Consider the following 15,429-nt stretch of genomic DNA (forward strand, 5'->3'; position numbering starts at 1 on the left):
TGCCTCATCTTAGAGGCGGCATTATTTGAGGAGCAGCCATGGACATCAGAGGACAGACGGACGATCCCCTTTGCAGCAAACGGGTGAGCCGGCTGCGCCGTCCCTCAGGCCCATGAACATTGTGGGGTGCAGGATGTCCACGTGCTTGCGCGAGACCTCCACGGCTTCCTGGGCATCGCCCGCACGCAGGGCTGCCACCAGCGCAATGTGGTCGCAGTTGGACTTGTGCAGAAGCTCGATGGGATAGGGGATGAAGTAGGCGTAGAGCTCGGCCAGCGTCCCGTGGTAGGCCTCGACGGCGGTGCCAGGCCCCGACTCGGTGCCTACGAGCTGGTGGAACTGCTCGTCGGCCTGGTGGTAGCCGGACCAGTCCCCGGACTCGGCCATGCTGTGGGTCAACCGGTCGAGCTCATCCAGTTGCTCCGCCGTCGCGTTGATGGCCTCGTCGGACCAGGGCCTGAAGTTCCGCTGAGGCGGCCAGCCGCGGGTCAATGCAGACTAGAACGTTCGTCCCGAATTCGGCTGCGATCTGGGCGACGGCGAAGCGCTGCTGGGCGCCGACGACGACGCTCCGCGGCAGGCGGAGGACGCCAAAAGTTGCGGGACGGATACCCGCTGCATGCGCACACAACATTGTGAATAACTCCTAGAGATGGGATGGGCGGCTGGCCGAAAGGCGCCGCAGATCTCAGCATTCCAGAGTGACGTGACGCCCAACATGTGGTTTGGCGCCATATTAAAGTCGTGCATATGTGTGCGGGTGCCATGTGCCTCGGGTCGGCGAGGGAGGTCCGCCGGTCAGGAACCGCCGGAGCTGACGCCGGCTGTCTTCATCCGCCAGAGGCGCAGCGCCACTTGGACATCGAGGGAGCTGGCCGTTTCCTGGGTCGCCCCGCCGTTTTCGTGGAACGTCCACGCCGTGAGGACCAGCTGTGTTCCCCGCCGCTCGTCGTAGTCCAGAAGTGGCCCCAGCTGTGCGGCCAGCAGCTGTCCGGCGAAGGGGCTATCCATCGCTCCGAGCAGCATTCCCGCGGTACCCAAGGCGGCCCGGTTTCGCTGCCTCGCCGTCGGGAGAGGGCATGCAGCGCCCGCAGGACGGCGTGGGCTGGTCGATGGCACCGGCTTCCAGCCAGGCGGACAGTGTGGTCTCCAGATCAGCCGCGGAAACACCCTGGTCCAGCATCGCCATGAGCTGGCCGGCGCCTTCGATACCGCCCGCCGGGCCTCCGCCGCTGTGAACGGCGGAACTGTCATTGGCACCCATGAACGTAATGCTTGTGGGTGGGCCGCGGCCTTGGATCAAGGCCAAGAGCAAGTGAGGGGTCCTTCCTTCCGGAAGAACCCCTCACGCTCCTACTCGCAGGCTACGCCGTCACCGTCACGGTCGAGCTTGCGGCTGTAGCCCGGCTGGCCAGCGTAGATTGGCGCCTTGCCGGCCGCCCGGACAGCGGTGCAGTTGGCGTAATATGGCGCCGGCGCGGGGGCGGGTGGCGGCACAGGCCGCGGCGCCGGGGCCGGTGCCGGCACAGGCTGCACGGGTGCCGGTGGAGGCGTCGGTTCAGGTGCAGGTTCCGGCAGCGGCGCGGGCTGGTTGGTCGGCACGGTCATGTCGGGGCAATTCGCCAGGATGTCGGCCATAGTGTCGCGTTCTGCCTGCGTCACCCAGAGGCTGTAGGTTGCCTTGACCGCGATCTGCCGGGCTACATAGTTGCACCAGTAGCTCCGTTGCGGCGGCAACCACGTGGCGGCGTCGCCGTCGCCCTTTTGCATGTTCGCCGGGCCGTCGACGGCCAGCAGATTGAGGGGATCGTTGGCGAATGCCGTCCGCTGGCCTGCGGTCAGTTGCTGGGCGCCTTTCTGCCAGGCGTCACTGAGGGCTACGACGTGGTCGATTTGTACCGCGCTGCTCGTCTCGGCGCCGCGCACGAACTGGATCGTGTTGGCCGTGTAGGGATCATTCAGCGTGCCGGTCGCCACTTGGCACGGCACACCGTTGGTGAATGTGATCTGGGCGAGGTCGCGCTTCAGGATGTCGTTGCGGGTGTCGCAACCGTTAGCGTCTACGTCTGCCCACGCCTGGCCAAAAAGGGCACGGTCGTAGCCGGTCTTGGGCGCACGGCCCTTGATCGGCAGCGCGTCCAGGACCTCCAGAGCCCGGCTGGCGAACGCCGGCTGGTAGTTCGGCGCCGTGAAGAGGCCCGGCAGGTAGTAGCCGGCAACGTCCGCGATGAGCTGTGTCGACCCGGAGGACCGGTTGTAGAGGGTGACTTCCCCGTCTGGTCCGACAGGAACAGTGACGAGGTTCGGCACGGTCTGCCCCTTCTCATAGTTGAGGTTGGAGGCATCGGGGAGGAGGCTGCCGGAGGGATAGGCGGTGATGAAGCCGAAAGATCTTGCCTCGGTGACGGTCAGGTTGAATACGACTGCCGCCACGTTAGCCGGGATGCCGCTGGCACCGCCAACCTGGAAGGCGATTGCCGAATCTCCGCGGACAGCAGCACCTGTGCCGCGGGTGTCAAGGAACCGGGATGGTCCCAGGGACCGAAAGGCACCCGGGGTGGCCGGTGTGCCGGCGAGGTAATAGCCGGCGACGTCGGCGATGAGCTGGACTGTTCCGCCGGAGCGGTTGAAAAGGGTTACCCGCCCGTCGACCCCCACCGGGACTGTGACGAGGTTCGGAACCGTCTGCCCGGGCGCGTAGTTCACGTTCGAGGCGTCGGGGCGGTCGGTTCCCGAGGCGTAAGCCGTGATGAAGCCGAAGGAACTTGGCTCGGTCACCGTCAGGTTGAAGACAACAGCAGCGGCGTTCGCGGGAATACCGTTCGCGCCGCCGACCCGGAATGAAACCGTTGAATCGCCGCCAACAGCCCGGTTGCCGCTGCGGGTATCGAGGAACCGGGACGGGGCTAAAGCCCGGAACGCTCCCGGCTCGGTGGGAGTGCCAGCCACGAAGTAACCCGAGACGTCGGCGATGAGCTGGGCGGTTCCGGTGGACTGGTTGTAGAGCTTGACCATCCCATCGCTTCCGACCGGTACCGTCACCTGGTTTGCGACCGTCTGCCGCGCCTTGTAGTTGAGGTTGGAGGCGTCGGGTCGATTGGAACTGGAAGCATAGGCCGTCACGAAACCGAAGGATTGCGCCTCAGTCACTGTGAGGTTGAAGATGACGGCGGAGACCGTCGCGGGAATGCCTTCGACGCCTCCAACACGGAAAGCGACGGTCCCCCTGGCAGCAACAGGTCGACTTTTCCGCGTGTCCAGCGCCCGGAAAGGAGACACCGGGACTTGTACGCCGGGGGAGGAGCCCTGGGGCGTGCTCTCCGCAACCGGCTCCGCTTCCATGCGGACAGTGGACGCCGCGGGCAAGGCGTTGACAGCCGCTGAGGCCGGGACCGCCAAGCCCAGTTGCGCGATGGCGGCCAGCATGGCCGCCAGGATGATCAAGGGCCTGCGCGGCGCGGTCTTATTCAAATGTTTTCTTTCCCCCCATATGCACGAATTTTCCTCAGAGTACATGACAGATTGTGCATTACGCTGTCCGCGTCCCCCGTTGCGCTTTCACCTTTGGTCCTATTAGTCCTCTTCGGCGCGGAATTGCGGCCCACACCGATAGTGCAACGGGTGTTTCCGGATTGGTTTCGAACTTGATCTTGTCGGCGCAGCACTTTGTTGCGGGCCGGTCAACGATGAACTCGTCAGTCACTCTTAGCCATGAGGTACTGCGGGCGCTGTTCCCGGCCGTGCAAAAAGGGTATTTCAAGAAAAACGCAATCTTCTCCGGCGGTGCCAGCCTGAGCGAATACTGCTGGTGCGTCCTGGTCTCGCTGGGAGTGAGCGAACATCATCGTTGGGATGGTCTCCATCGTCACGACCAGCACTGGCCCCAGCAGCTCACGGGACCCGGGAAGTGTGTGAGGTGTACAGGCGGCCGCCGGAGTTTCTGGACGCTTTCGTGGGTAAACGGCCTGGCGGCCTAGGGCAACGTGGATTAACGAAGGGCCGCCCACTATCCGTAATGAAAAGTGGACGGCCCGGTCGGTTGTGCTTACTACTGGCCGGCGATGTAGTAGCCTGCGACGTCTGCAATGAGTTGCGCGGTTCCGTTGGAGCGGTTGAAGAGAGTTACTTTGCCGTCGGCACCGACCGGGACACTCACGAGGTTGGCCAGTGTCTGGCCGGCCCCGTAGTTGATGTTGGAGGCATCGGGACGGGTCGTGCCGGAGGCGTGGGCGGTGACGAAGCCGGATGATTTCGCTTCGGTGACGGTGAGGTTGAAGACGACGGCGGAGACGTTTTTGGGGATGCCGTCGATTCCGCCGACTTGGAAGGACACCGATCCATCGGCGGTTGCGCGCTTCGTGCTACGGGTGTCCAGGAACCGGGAGGGTGCCACGGGCTGGAAGGCGCCCGGCGCGGTGGCCTGGCCCGAGATGTAGTAGCCCGCCACGTCTGCGATGAGTTGGGCGGTTCCGCCCGAGCGGTTGAAGAGGGTCACTTTGCCGTCAGCCCCGACCGGCACGGTGACGAGGTTCGCGCGTGTCTGGCCGGTCTCATAGTTGAGATTGGAAGCGTCGGGCCGGGTGGTGCCGGAGGCGTGGGCGGTGACGAAGCCGAAGGACTTCGCTTCCGTGACGGTGAGGTTGAACACGACGGCGGAGACGTTCTTGGGGATGCCGTTGACGCCGCCGACCTGGAAGGACACAGCCCCGTCGGCGCCGGTGCGCTTGGTGCTACGGGTGTCCAGGAACCGGGACGGTGCCACGGGCTGGAAAGCGCCSGGTGCGGTGGCCTTGCCGGAGACGTAGTAGCCGGCGACGTCGGCGATCAGTTGCGCGGTTCCGTCCGAGCGGTTGAAGAGGGTTACCCTGCCATCGGCCCCGACCGGCACGGTGACGAGGTTCGCGCGTGTCTGGCCGGCTCCGTAGTTGATGTTGGAGGCGTCGGGACGCCTGGTGCCGGAGGCGTGGGCGGTGACGAAGCCGTATGACTTGGCTTCGGTGACGGTGAGGTTGAAGACGACGGCGGAGACGTTCTTGGGAATGCCGTTGATTCCGCCGACTTGGAAGGACACCGTTCCATCGGCAGCTGCCGGCTTGCTGGCACGGGTGTCGAGGGCCCTGAAGGGTTTCACGGCAATTTGTGAGCCGGCGCCAGGCACAACAGGCAACAGCGTCGTTTTGAACGTCGAGGTCCACGTGGCGATGGCCCCGGAGGCAATCACGTAGTCGGTGCGGGATTTGGCGGTGACGGTCAGGGTTCCGGCGCCGGGGTAGGTGCCCGCCGCGATGGTCTTTCCGCCGATGATGTAGTCCACACCGGTGGTGGCTGGGATGGTGTAGGTGTCGTTCGCGGTGCCGTCCTTGTCGGTGAAGATTACCGGGGCTGGAGTGACTGCCGTCGATGTGACCACGTTTATCGTGGCAAGGGATGGGAATCCGGCGGAGGAGTTGCCCCGGGAATCGCTCAAGGGGTAGAGCGTGACTTTCCAGAGGCCGGTGGCTGACCCTTGGGGAATCGTCATTGTTCGCTCCCAGGTGCCGTCCTTGGTGGTGCCGGAGACTAGGCTCATTGTCCCGAATCCCAGGCTCTGGTCCGTTCCGTCATGGGCCAAAACAACTGTCGGGGCCACGACCTTTGTTTGGTCGTTCAGGCGGGCTGTAACTTTGACAGTTGCCGGTCCTTCAGCCAGATTGAAGGACCGTGGGGTGACGGACGAGCTCACAACGACCGGGCCGGTGGTGTCGGGGCCGTCGACGTTGAGCGTGTAGGGGGTGGCGAGGATCTGGTATCCGTAGGAGCGGTTACCCAGGGAATCGTCCAGGGGGTAGAGAGTGACGTTCCAGACGCCGGCGTTGGACTCTTGCGGAATGATTATCGATCTGTGCCAGGTGCCGTCGGTGGTGGTGCCGGAGATGAGGCTCATTGGACCGAGTCCGCGGGTCTGGCCCGTTTGCTCATTGGCCGCAACAACTGTCGGGGCCGTGACTCCTGTTCGGTCGGTCAGTCGAACTGTCACTTCGATTGTTGCCGGGCCTTCATCCAGATCGAAGGACTTCGGGGTGACGGATCTGCTCACTAAGACCGGGCCGACGGTGTCGGTTGCGGGGACATTCGCCGTCTGGAGGGTGGCAAGGGTTTGGAATCCGCCGGAGGAGTTGTCCAGGGAATCGCTCAGGGGGTAGAGCTTGACGCTCCAAGGGCCGGTCGCGGTCGCTTGTGGAATGGTCATTGTTCGTTGCCAGGTGCCGTCGGTGGCGGTGCCGGAGATGAGGCTCAGCGAACCGAATCCGAGGCTCTGGCCCGTTCGGTCATGGCCCACAAGAACCGTCGGCGCTTTGACCCCTGTCTCGTCTGTTAGGCGAACTGTAACTTCGACCGTTGCCGGTCCTTCAGCCAGGTTAAAGGACTGCGGCGTGACGGTCGAGCTCACTAGGACCGGGCCGGTGGTGTCGGGGCCGGTGGCGGAGGAGCCCTCGGGCGTGCTTTCCGTAGCTGGCTGGACTCTGGTGAGGACAGCGTCAGCACCGACAGAGGACGCAGCGGGCAACGAGCTGCTGGCCGCCGAGGCCGGGATCGCCGGGCCCAACTGGGCAGTAGCGGCGAGCATGGCGGCAAGGATGATGAAGGGCCTTCGCGGCGCGTTCCTATTCAAGTTTTTCTTTCCCCCAATATTCACAATTTCCACCAGAGTACCTGACGGTTTGCGCATGACGCTGCTCCACGTCCCCGTTGCGCTACCACCTGTGGTCGTTCCAGCGCGGAATAGCAACTAGGAGTCATAGCGCAGTGGGTGTTTCCCGGAATTGTTTTCAGAATTAAATGCCGTCCGTCCAAACACTTTGCTACCCGATAGACCTACGATGAAGTGGTCAATCACTCTTATCCATGGGGGTGCAGGTTGAACTATCCGCAATACCCGCAGGAACCGCGGCGGGTCCTTCATCCAGGTTGAAGGTCCGTGGGATGACGGTCGAGCTGACGAAAACCGGACCGGCGGTGCCCGTGGGGGTGCCCGTGACGTTTATTGTGGCGAGGATTTGGAATCCGCCGGAGGGTTGCCCAGGGCGTCGCTGAGCGGGTAGAGCGTGACGTTCCACGGCCCGGTCGCGGACCCTGTTGGGTCAGCTGTCGGGCCATCTCCTGCTCATCTCGCCGATGGGCGCGTCCATGGCATTCCTGGTTGCCGCCCCCCAATCGCCCTCTCTCAGCCCAGAAGTGTTATTGGGGGCCATTTCGTTGCCGCCATGGTCGGCGTCGGCGCGGGGCTCGTCAGCCACTCAATCTGGGCCGCTGCCATTGCGGGCGGTCTGGCGATCGGAGCCACGCTGTGGTTGAGAATGCCTCACTCACCGGCGGCTGCCACCGCGGTTATCAGGACCACGGCGACGACGGGGCAGGTTTCCCTTGTGGTGTGTTCCGTCATCGATGCGTGCATCCTGGTCATTTTTGGGATCCTCCGGTCGCAGCTCCGCGGGGGTACCTACCCGACCTACTGGATTTGAACAAGAGGCGTCCTGCACGACGAAGAGCACACGGTAACGTCGGGCAAGCTCGGCGGCGGGTCTGGGGGCGCCTCAGGTGGAGATGAGGGAGCCGGGAGTAGTAAGAAGCTCGCCGGTTCCAGCCACGTCTTCAATCCGGAGAGGATCATCGGCCCAACCGCCGTAGAGCTGTTCGTTGGCGCCTTCTCGGAGCTGGTCGTGGGTGACGGTCAGGCGGCAGGAAGCGCCCACCGGTTCGATCTCCCAGGTAACCCGGGAGGTGCCTTCGGCTTTGACGTCCTCACCCCAGAGCGCACGCATGCTTTGGACGAGCCGACGCGGCGGGTCCATCTCCAGGTTCTCGCCCTCGCCCAAGAGCTCCCCGCCCTTGGTTGCCATTTCGAACCGTGATCCCGGCGTCCAGTCCGAGGTGACGACGGATCCGAACTGGTACTTGCTGCGGATCTTGCCGTCCGTGATTGCCTCCCAGAGACGCTCCGGAGTGGTCTTGATATAGATATCAAAGATCTTTTCCATGGAACTTCCGATTAGCCCCGCAGCACCCACGCCGCGTTGTTTGGCTGCAGCCAGCCCTCCTCGGCCAGCGGCTCGGCGCCGAGCAGCACCATGCCGGCGGGCAGCCGAACCGGTTTGGTCCCCATCGCGACGGCGACGAGGAAGTGCTCGTTGCGTTCGCAGATGAGGAGGTTTCCGGCCTCGACCCGCCAGCTGCCGCCGTCGTCCGCGGTGAACACCTCGTTCTTCCACAACTGCCGGCGCAGCTCGATGGCAGTCCTGGCAAGGTTCAGGGCGGATTCGGGGTTCTGCTGCTGGAGTTCGATCGCGTGTGTGCCCCAGTCCGACGGGACCGGCAGCCACGGTTCCGCGGCCGGCTCTGCCAGCGAGAACCCATGGCTCAACGCGTCGTCCGCGGTCCACGGCAGCGGGACGCGGGCTCCGTCGCGGCAGACGCCGCCGCGGGCCCACATCGGATCCACCCGGGACTCCATCGGCACGTCGACCTCGGGCAGCCCGAGTTCCTGCCCTTGGTAGATGTACGCGGCGCCGGGCAACCCCAGCAGCGCCACGACGGCGGCCCGGGCCCGGACGCTGCCGAGCTCGCCGCCGCCGAATCGGGTGACGGAGCGGACGATGTCGTGGTTTTCGAGCGCCCACGTGGGGGCGGCGCCATGCAGCTGACGGGCGGCTTCGAGTTCGTTCCCGACGGCGGCCCACGCCTCCGCGTCCCAGCCGAGCTTCACGAAGGCGAACGCGAAGGCCTGTTGCATCTCGTCGGCCCGGGTGTAGCGGGCGGCGCGGGCGGGCTCCAGGTTGACCTCGCCTACCAGCAGGCGGTGCGGTTCATACTTCTCGGCGAGGGTGCGCCATCGGCGGTAGACCTCGTGGACGTCCTCCTGGTCCGAGACCTGCGGGTTGGACCGCAGCCCGTCCACCACCCCGCCCGTGGAGGGGGAGTCCGGCAGCCCGTCGACCTTGAACAGGGCATGCGCGACGTCGATCCGCAGCCCGTCCACGCCCTTGTCGAACCAGAATCGCAGCACGCCGTCGAAGTAATCGCCGACGGCGGGGTTGCGCCAGTTCCAGTCCGGCTGCCCGGCCGAGAACAGGTGCAGGTACCAGTCTTGGTCCGTCTCCGAGCCGGGGTTGGCGCGGTTCCAGGCCCGGCCGCCGAAGACGCTCTGCCAGTTGTTCGGCGGGACACCGCCGTCAGGCATGTCCACCGAGCCTTCAACGAAGTGGAACATGTCCCGCTCCGGCGAGCCCGGGCCGGCCGCGAGGGCCGCCTGGAACAGCGGATGCTCCGAGGAGCAGTGGTTGGGGACAACGTCGAGCAGGACGCGCAGGCCCAGCGAGTGCGCCTTGGAAAGCAGCGAGTCGAACTGTTCCATGGTGCCGAACAGCGGGTCCACGCCGCAGTAGTCGGTGACGTCGTAGCCCTGGTCCACCTGCGGGGAGGGCTGGAACGGGGTCATCCAGATGCCCTCGACACCGAGGGAGGCGATGTAGGGCAGCCGGGCGATGAGCCCGGCGAGATCGCCCACGCCGTCGCCGTCGCCGTCGGCGAAGGAGCGCGGGTAGACCTCGTAGATGACGGCGGACTGCCACCAGTCGGGGGCGGGGGACCGCGGCGTTTCAGTCGGCACGGGGGAGTGCTGTAGCGGCAAGGATTCGAAACTCAAGGATGCAACGCTCACCTACTAGTACCCGCCATGAGGCCTTGAAGATCCAGCACTGGAAAGTCAGCGCCATAATGATCAACGGTACGGTGACGATCATGCCGGCGGGCATCTGCTCGCCGGCGGCGCCTGAATGTCCGTGGAACCGGGGGACTTTCCCGGGCGTCATTTTCCGAGCGTGGCGTCCGGTGCCCGCTGTGTGGTGATCGGGTCTGCGTGGCGATGCACGAGTGTCCAAGTGTCGCCCTCGCTGCGATAGATGCTTGTTACCCGCAGATCAAACGGCGATTCTTCGTCTCCTCCTCCGACCTTGGCCTGCCAGTGTTCGATGTCCAGGAAGCAGGCGAGATCGGACGTGATGTGCTTGGTGAGGGTATCAACAGCGGTGACGCGTCCATCTTTGAATCGTGCCGCAGCTGAATCGAGGGCCTCTGAGACCCGCTCCCAGCCCACAGCCGGAGGGCCCCAAGGATTAGCAAGGGACACGTCCCCCAGATGGGAGAAAATGGCTTTGGCGGGTTCCGGATCGCCTTTAGCAAACTGATTTACAGCGTGACGAAACTGGTCTCTGACTTTGTCAAGGTCCATGGTTCTCACCTTCCAATTCGTAGGGCGACCGGGTCTGACGTACCTTGGCGGCTCCGCGCCCGGCCCGCTACCGGCTCCAGAATCTTACAAACGGGTGGGTGGTTGCCGGCTGGGGAGCCTTGCGCCAAACAACCCGCGTATGCGTTCAGTCGGTGTCGAGGGTAGCTTTCAGCAGTCGGTCGAAGCTGGTCGTTCCGTAATCGGGCGGCATTACGGCAATCATCAATTCGGTCGTTGTAACGAGCGGCGGGTGGATTGACGATGGACTCGGCGGTGCCGTTCGGCTTTGTGCTGCATGCTTTCGGCCTGCGACGGCGGATTCGCCTTCCCTGACGACGACCAGCTCAAGGCCCTGCACGCCGTGGACAGGCAACGGAATGCGCTGCTCATGCTCGATGAACCTCCGGAAACTGCGCAGTGACAGTCGGTCGTCCGGATTGCCGGTCAGCTCAAGGATGGTTTCATTGACACTCTGGTTGATGCCGATCAGGAATTTCTTCTCGCTAGACGATTTCGCCACGACGATGAGAGTTGTCAACGCGACTGCAAAGCCGACGATGAAGAGTGCCGCGGCTCCGGGGTCCCGAAGGCCGGCAAAGAAGATCATCAGCACGAGGCAAACGACGAACCCGACGAATCCGAGCCCCAGACACAAATAAGAGGCATCCATACCCGGCCGACCGCTCCATTGCTGAGAGGTGAAAGTCACGAGCAGCCTTTGCTCGGGTTTGGGGAGAGAGTTGCTCATTTTCCCTTCACTTCCAGGAGTGCCTCGGCGAAGGCGATTGCCTCACGGGCCCTCTTGAGATCGTCGAGGATGCCAGCGTCGGATAGGCCCCCAACCGGGCCTTCCGGTGTGCCCGCCAATTTCGCAACAGCCCTGCTTAAATTATCCCGCTCCAGCGCAAGCATTCTGGAGGACTCCAGTTTGGCCTTGCTCTTCTCAAGCTCCACAAGCGATTTTGTGAGTTCGTCGGACCGTTTTCGGAGCAGCTCCACCCGCTGCCCGATCCGTTCGGTGCGGTTGCGGAACATCGGTTCCATCCTGAGTGCGACCTCCAGGAGTTCCCTGACGGACTCGGCTTCCGGCCCCTGGGAGTGCTCCGCCAGTAGCTTGCTGGTCTTGGCCCGCCGCTGCTCCCACGACTCCATGCCGGCGAGGTTCTGATCCCTGAGCAGGGTGAGGATCGCGAGTGACTTGCTCAGTGACTGACGCCTGTTACTTAGATTCTTGGTGGCGGTTTCAAGCCGGGCGATGAACTGGGCGTAATTGTCGGTGACCTGTGCCGGTTCTCCCATGGATCCCTCAGAACTTGTATCAGACGGGGCGGCCCCGCTGCTTAAATTCTGGCGCACCCCACTGAGATTGTCTGCCCTCGGGAGTTAGTCGTTCCCGCTTAAGAGCCCGACGGCGGCGGGCACCCATGCCGCCGTCCAAGTTCTATCCCGCCCGGCCGTTGGCCCTGGCCGTCATCGCCGCGGCCTCCTTGCTAAACGCGTCTGCAGCCAACGCGGCCGACTCCACCGCGTGGACCGCTTCGGCACCGCGGCAGCGTCAACGTGGTGGAAGGGCCTGACGAGTACCAGCAGGGGATCGACGGCGTCGACTTCGTCTGCCTAATGCCGCTCATGACCGTGGACGACATCGACGAAGCTGCGAGAAAGACGCCGTCCTACCGCGCGCCGGGACAGTAGGAGTTTGGGGACAGCAGGCCTAACTTTGTTCCTTGTCTACAACATGGAGCGGAGGAGTCCGGCCAAAGCTGGGACCTGGACCACATGCGGAGCATCGCCCTGTACCAAGAAAGCATGGACCTCGGATACAAGTTCTCGTGGAGTAACCATCCGGATGGGTGCCCGCCCGGGAAGCGGGAACATGCCAGCACGCTCAACCGACGGTAGGGAGAGTCTTCCCGTTGGTGAATGCAGTACTACCCAGCCTTCAACGATATATCCGGGATAGACGGCACGAATCGCCTCGACACCTGCTCCCAGCCCAAAGGCCTTGAGCTCTCGGCCGTTGCGGAAAAGCTGCTTATTGTCCCACCAATAGGCGCCGTCTGCCCACATCTTTGAGTCGATTAGAGCGATTCTGTTTCCGGCAATAACGGCATGATCGAGGTCGGCGTGTTCGGACCCAGGCCAACGGAGTCCGTTGATGAGTCGGGCAGAGGGGATTACCGGAAGGACTGAGTGGGTGATGAGCCGGGCCGTGCGCCGTTCGCCCTCTGCGCCGATCTCCGCCCTGTCCCCGAAGCGTCCCACCGAGAGACCCCGACCGGGCACACCATGGACGGTGCGGCTGAGAATCTCCTCAACTAGATAAGCGCTGGCAAGGATGGCGGGAGGTGCAGGGCGTTTCCTTTTTGTCCACCACTTCGGGAGCATGGCAGCGACACACCAGAATCCGGCAGTTAGGGCGGTGATAAGAAGACAGGTTAGCCCCATTACCAACCAGTTGGGGTTTGTCTGAGTAGTGCTGAAGTACCAGATCGTACTGAATAGGGGAGGGGCGGTGCACACACTGCCCAAGACGTAGAAGACGGTTCGCCAAGTGCGTGTCCAGGGAGGTGCGGGCCGACGAATCTTGCGGGCTTCGCCCGACGGCGGGACAAGTGGAGGCCGGTATTCCACCGCCGGTCCGTTCCACGGAGTTGGGGTGGGCGGCTGCTCCATTTCAGCGAAGCCTGCTTCCGCCTTCTGCTGTGATGAGTCCGAATTGGACCGTGACTGTTTCTGTTGCGGCCTGTGGCTGCTGGTTCCTCCTGCGTGCCCGGAGTTTCTGTCCTTAGGAGTGCGGTCGTAGGCCGCTCTACGAGCCGGATCGGAGAGGACCTCGTAGGCTTCCTGAACGAGTCGGAATAAGCCGGTGCTGCCACCCACATCTGGATGCGACGTCCTGAGGCTTCGCTGGTATGCCTTTTTGATTTCGGCTGTGTCGGCCGTCGTTTGTACTCCAAGCACCTCATAATGCGTGACGGCTGCTTGTGTCATTCGGTCTGTTCCTCTCATTCCCCTTCAGGCAGCCTACCCGCGGGACGCGCTTCTGCCCCTGACTCGACGCGGCATTTCCTTTTGAGCTGTCTTTGACCGCAATTCAGTAGGCTGAACTTCCTGGATCGAGAGGCTTAATCCTGTCGTCACCAGCTGCAATCTTGTTGATGCAGGCTTGAACTTCGCTTCGGAGTTCAAGCAGATGAAAATGGTACTTTTCAGGCTCGTACATCCCCGCTTCGAGGTACCGATTACAGCCTTTGATCAAGCCAGACACCGGTTCTTGGGCGGGGGAATTTGGGCGCAGGTGATGACCGACACGTTTAGTCTGTTCCCGTATGTCCAGAACGCTTAAGTTCGCGTGCTTGAAATCATCAATGTCCTTTGCGCCATGGACGAGACGAGGATCGGTGATCTCGTGCAGGACTCGGCGGAGGTTTAGGTCGCTAATCAGGCGGTTCAATTCGACGCGTTCAGTCACCTTTAGCTGGTGCCGAAACGTCAAGAATGCGATGAGAACTGTCAATCCGGCCCCGAAAACTGCCACCAAAAGGTCTGGGATAAATGTGGTCCACATGGGACGAGTCTGCTTCAGGCTGGCCCCAACCAAGCGGAGTTGAGACTAGCGCGTCGCATTTGGTCTCGGAGTAGTAGAGCGCTGTCTCATCCGATGCGGACGGGCAGCAGTGGTACGCCACGGCGACGAACTCCGCGTCCCTCATGCGTGAACTCGTTGGAAGCGCGCTGGCTGTGCCTACTCGGAACGGGGAAGTCTGGCTTTCCAGAACCCTCAGCTCCGTTGGGCGCGCGGCAGTTACCCGGCCACCGCCGCCTTTGCCTCCTGCTTGGCCGCCATCCACTCGCTCAGCCACTGGGCCCGCACGCTCGACGTGATCCGGCAGTCGGCCACGAAGGTTCCCCTGGCGCCGGCGTCGATCCAGTCCTGGAGCGCGGAAAGGTCCGACAGCGTGCGGATGATCGCGGATTCGGCACCGAGCGCGCGGGCGATGCCGCTGAAGTCCACCTCGGGGATCAGCATGGGCTTTTCGGTCAGGCCCTGGGAGCCGTACTGGTGGATTTCGGCTCCATAGGCGGCATCGTTGTAGATCACCACGACGGCGCTGCTGGCCGCGCCAATCAGCGATTCGAGGTCGGACAGGCCCATCAGGAAACCGCCGTCGCCGGAGGCCAGCACCAGGGTGCGGCCGTCCTCCACTGCGCGGGCTGCCCCGACGGCGCTGGCGAGGCCCAGTCCGATGGCCTGGTAGGCGGTCCCGACCATGACCAGGTCCTGGGGCCTCGGGATGCGCCAGTACATGGGTGCCCAGCCGACGAAGTGCCCGCCGTCCTGGACCACCGTGCGGCGCTCCGGCAGCACCGCATCCAGTGCCGTGGCAAGGGAGCGCGGGTCCAGCCGGCCGTCCGGGGTCTCCGCTGAGCCTGGATGGTGGGCCGGTCGTTCGGCCAGGCGTTTGCGGGCTTCCGCGCGCCAGGCTCCTGCGGGGCTGGCGTCCGGCGAGGCCGGGACATCCAGCATCTTCAGGATGTGTCCCGCAGCAGACTTCACGTCCGCGCTGACGAACGTGTCCACCCGGGGGTGCGTCGGCTGCAGGGCGGTGTCGATCTGGATGACGGTGCTGTCCGGGCCGAGCAGGTGCCCGAACCGCATGGTGAAGGGGCTCAGGCTTGCCCCGGCCACAAGGACCACATCAGCCTCACCCATGAGCCCGGCCGCGGTCTCCGTGCCGAAGCCGCCCGCGACGCCGAGGTACCCGTCGCCCTCGAGGAGATTGAGCGCCAAGGCGGTTCCGGCGGTCAGCGCGCCGAGGCGGTCGGCGAGCTCCCGGAGCTCCGGGCCGGCGCCGGCGAGATGCGCACCGCGGCCGGCGAGGATCAGCGGTCGCTTCGCCCCGGCAAGCAGGCGGGCTACCTGCCCCAGGCCGCCGTCGACGTCGTCACTCACCGCCGGTGCCAGCGGCGCGGGAAGCTCTTCGTCCGCAGCCTCGACTGCCGCGAGGTCGTAGGGAATGGCAATAACGACGGCGGTTCGCTTGGTGAGCGCGTATTCCACCGCCTGCTGCGTGATGGAGCCCGCGGCGTCGCGGGTCACGGTGAACGTGGCGGCGCCGAGGCCCGCGGCGATTGCCGCCTGGTCCACGTCCCAGGGC

Annotated in this window: 14 protein-coding genes and 1 pseudogene; 2 read left to right on the top strand and 13 right to left on the bottom strand. The window is 64.1% G+C overall.

All coding sequences use genetic code 11. From position 1 onward, the window contains the following. Positions 1–45: 45 nt before the first annotated feature. The 5 genes from AC1D1S_RS12365 to AC1D1S_RS12385 all read right to left on the bottom strand — a co-directional run bounded on the left by AC1D1S_RS12365 (position 46) and on the right by AC1D1S_RS12385 (position 6,607). Complete coding sequence (locus AC1D1S_RS12365; protein ID WP_476994576.1) at positions 46–492, bottom strand: FCD domain-containing protein; 447 nt, start codon at positions 490–492, stop codon at positions 46–48. A 306-nt stretch (positions 493–798) separates the two neighbouring features. Further along, positions 799–1,011 carry a hypothetical protein gene (locus AC1D1S_RS12370; RefSeq protein ID WP_476994577.1) on the bottom strand — a complete coding sequence of 71 codons (213 nt, stop codon included), beginning with the start codon at positions 1,009–1,011 and terminating at the stop codon, positions 799–801. Continuing rightward, positions 1,004–1,264 (bottom strand): hypothetical protein, encoded by a 261-nt coding sequence (locus AC1D1S_RS12375; RefSeq protein ID WP_476994578.1) that lies wholly within the window; start codon positions 1,262–1,264, stop codon positions 1,004–1,006. The genes AC1D1S_RS12370 and AC1D1S_RS12375 overlap by 8 nt, the downstream gene beginning before the upstream one ends. An 89-nt stretch (positions 1,265–1,353) precedes the next feature. Then, the gene (locus tag AC1D1S_RS12380) at positions 1,354–3,471 is read right to left on the bottom strand and encodes a GmrSD restriction endonuclease domain-containing protein (protein ID WP_476994579.1); all 2,118 of its coding nucleotides are present in this window, start codon (positions 3,469–3,471) and stop codon (positions 1,354–1,356) included. Positions 3,472–4,048: 577 nt separating this feature from the next. Then, positions 4,049–6,607 carry a hypothetical protein gene (locus AC1D1S_RS12385; RefSeq protein ID WP_476994580.1) on the bottom strand — a complete coding sequence of 853 codons (2,559 nt, stop codon included), beginning with the start codon at positions 6,605–6,607 and terminating at the stop codon, positions 4,049–4,051. 637 nt (positions 6,608–7,244) lie between these two features. Between AC1D1S_RS12385 and AC1D1S_RS12390 the strand changes: the two genes are divergently transcribed. Further along, positions 7,245–7,502, top strand: coding sequence for an HPP family protein (locus tag AC1D1S_RS12390; RefSeq protein ID WP_476994581.1), 258 nt, complete (start codon positions 7,245–7,247; stop codon positions 7,500–7,502). Positions 7,503–7,574: 72 nt separating this feature from the next. On the opposite strand, the pseudogene AC1D1S_RS12395 reads toward AC1D1S_RS12390, so the two are convergent. The 5 genes and pseudogenes from AC1D1S_RS12395 to AC1D1S_RS12415 form a co-directional block, all read right to left on the bottom strand. Continuing rightward, a pseudogene (locus AC1D1S_RS12395) lies at positions 7,575–8,024 on the bottom strand (SRPBCC family protein); the annotation flags it as partial. Positions 8,025–8,029: 5 nt separating this feature from the next. Continuing rightward, on the bottom strand, positions 8,030–9,646 hold the full coding sequence (locus tag AC1D1S_RS12400; protein WP_476994582.1) for an alpha-amylase family glycosyl hydrolase: 1,617 nt from the start codon (positions 9,644–9,646) through the stop codon (positions 8,030–8,032). Between the two features lie 198 nt (positions 9,647–9,844). Beyond that, entirely contained in the window at positions 9,845–10,267 is a 423-nt protein-coding gene (locus AC1D1S_RS12405; RefSeq protein WP_243182045.1) for a YybH family protein, read from the bottom strand. 145 nt (positions 10,268–10,412) lie between these two features. Beyond that, entirely contained in the window at positions 10,413–11,015 is a 603-nt protein-coding gene (locus AC1D1S_RS12410) for a hypothetical protein (protein WP_476946770.1), read from the bottom strand. Beyond that, positions 11,012–11,566, bottom strand: coding sequence for a hypothetical protein (locus AC1D1S_RS12415; RefSeq protein ID WP_243182043.1), 555 nt, complete (start codon positions 11,564–11,566; stop codon positions 11,012–11,014). Before AC1D1S_RS12415 ends, AC1D1S_RS12410 begins: the two co-directional genes overlap by 4 nt. A 264-nt stretch (positions 11,567–11,830) precedes the next feature. On the opposite strand from AC1D1S_RS12415, the gene AC1D1S_RS12420 reads away from it, so the two are divergent. Then, positions 11,831–11,962 carry a hypothetical protein gene (locus AC1D1S_RS12420; RefSeq protein WP_476944215.1) on the top strand — a complete coding sequence of 44 codons (132 nt, stop codon included), beginning with the start codon at positions 11,831–11,833 and terminating at the stop codon, positions 11,960–11,962. Between the two features lie 36 nt (positions 11,963–11,998). Here AC1D1S_RS12420 and AC1D1S_RS12425 read toward each other — a convergent pair whose 3' ends face one another. From AC1D1S_RS12425 to AC1D1S_RS12435, 3 genes are all read right to left on the bottom strand, one after another. Next, positions 11,999–13,279, bottom strand: coding sequence for a J domain-containing protein (locus AC1D1S_RS12425; RefSeq protein ID WP_476994583.1), 1,281 nt, complete (start codon positions 13,277–13,279; stop codon positions 11,999–12,001). 85 nt (positions 13,280–13,364) lie between these two features. Beyond that, on the bottom strand, positions 13,365–13,838 hold the full coding sequence (locus AC1D1S_RS12430) for a hypothetical protein (protein ID WP_476994584.1): 474 nt from the start codon (positions 13,836–13,838) through the stop codon (positions 13,365–13,367). 237 nt (positions 13,839–14,075) lie between these two features. Beyond that, on the bottom strand, positions 14,076–15,429 hold a 1,354-nt coding region (locus AC1D1S_RS12435; RefSeq protein ID WP_476994585.1), incomplete at its 5' end, for a thiamine pyrophosphate-binding protein.

This window comes from Arthrobacter sp. P1_A5, from assembly GCF_056406825.1.

Coding starts and splice junctions, on each gene's coding strand:
- AC1D1S_RS12370 (WP_476994577.1), bottom strand. CDS start 1,011: ATGGATAGCCCCTTCGCCGGACAGCTGCTGGCCGCACAGCTGGGGCCA.
- AC1D1S_RS12425 (WP_476994583.1), bottom strand. CDS start 13,279: ATGAGAGGAACAGACCGAATGACACAAGCAGCCGTCACGCATTATGAG.
- AC1D1S_RS12405 (WP_243182045.1), bottom strand. CDS start 10,267: ATGGACCTTGACAAAGTCAGAGACCAGTTTCGTCACGCTGTAAATCAG.
- AC1D1S_RS12430 (WP_476994584.1), bottom strand. CDS start 13,838: ATGTGGACCACATTTATCCCAGACCTTTTGGTGGCAGTTTTCGGGGCC.
- AC1D1S_RS12390 (WP_476994581.1), top strand. CDS start 7,245: ATGGTCGGCGTCGGCGCGGGGCTCGTCAGCCACTCAATCTGGGCCGCT.
- AC1D1S_RS12415 (WP_243182043.1), bottom strand. CDS start 11,566: ATGGGAGAACCGGCACAGGTCACCGACAATTACGCCCAGTTCATCGCC.
- AC1D1S_RS12375 (WP_476994578.1), bottom strand. CDS start 1,264: ATGGGTGCCAATGACAGTTCCGCCGTTCACAGCGGCGGAGGCCCGGCG.
- AC1D1S_RS12410 (WP_476946770.1), bottom strand. CDS start 11,015: ATGAGCAACTCTCTCCCCAAACCCGAGCAAAGGCTGCTCGTGACTTTC.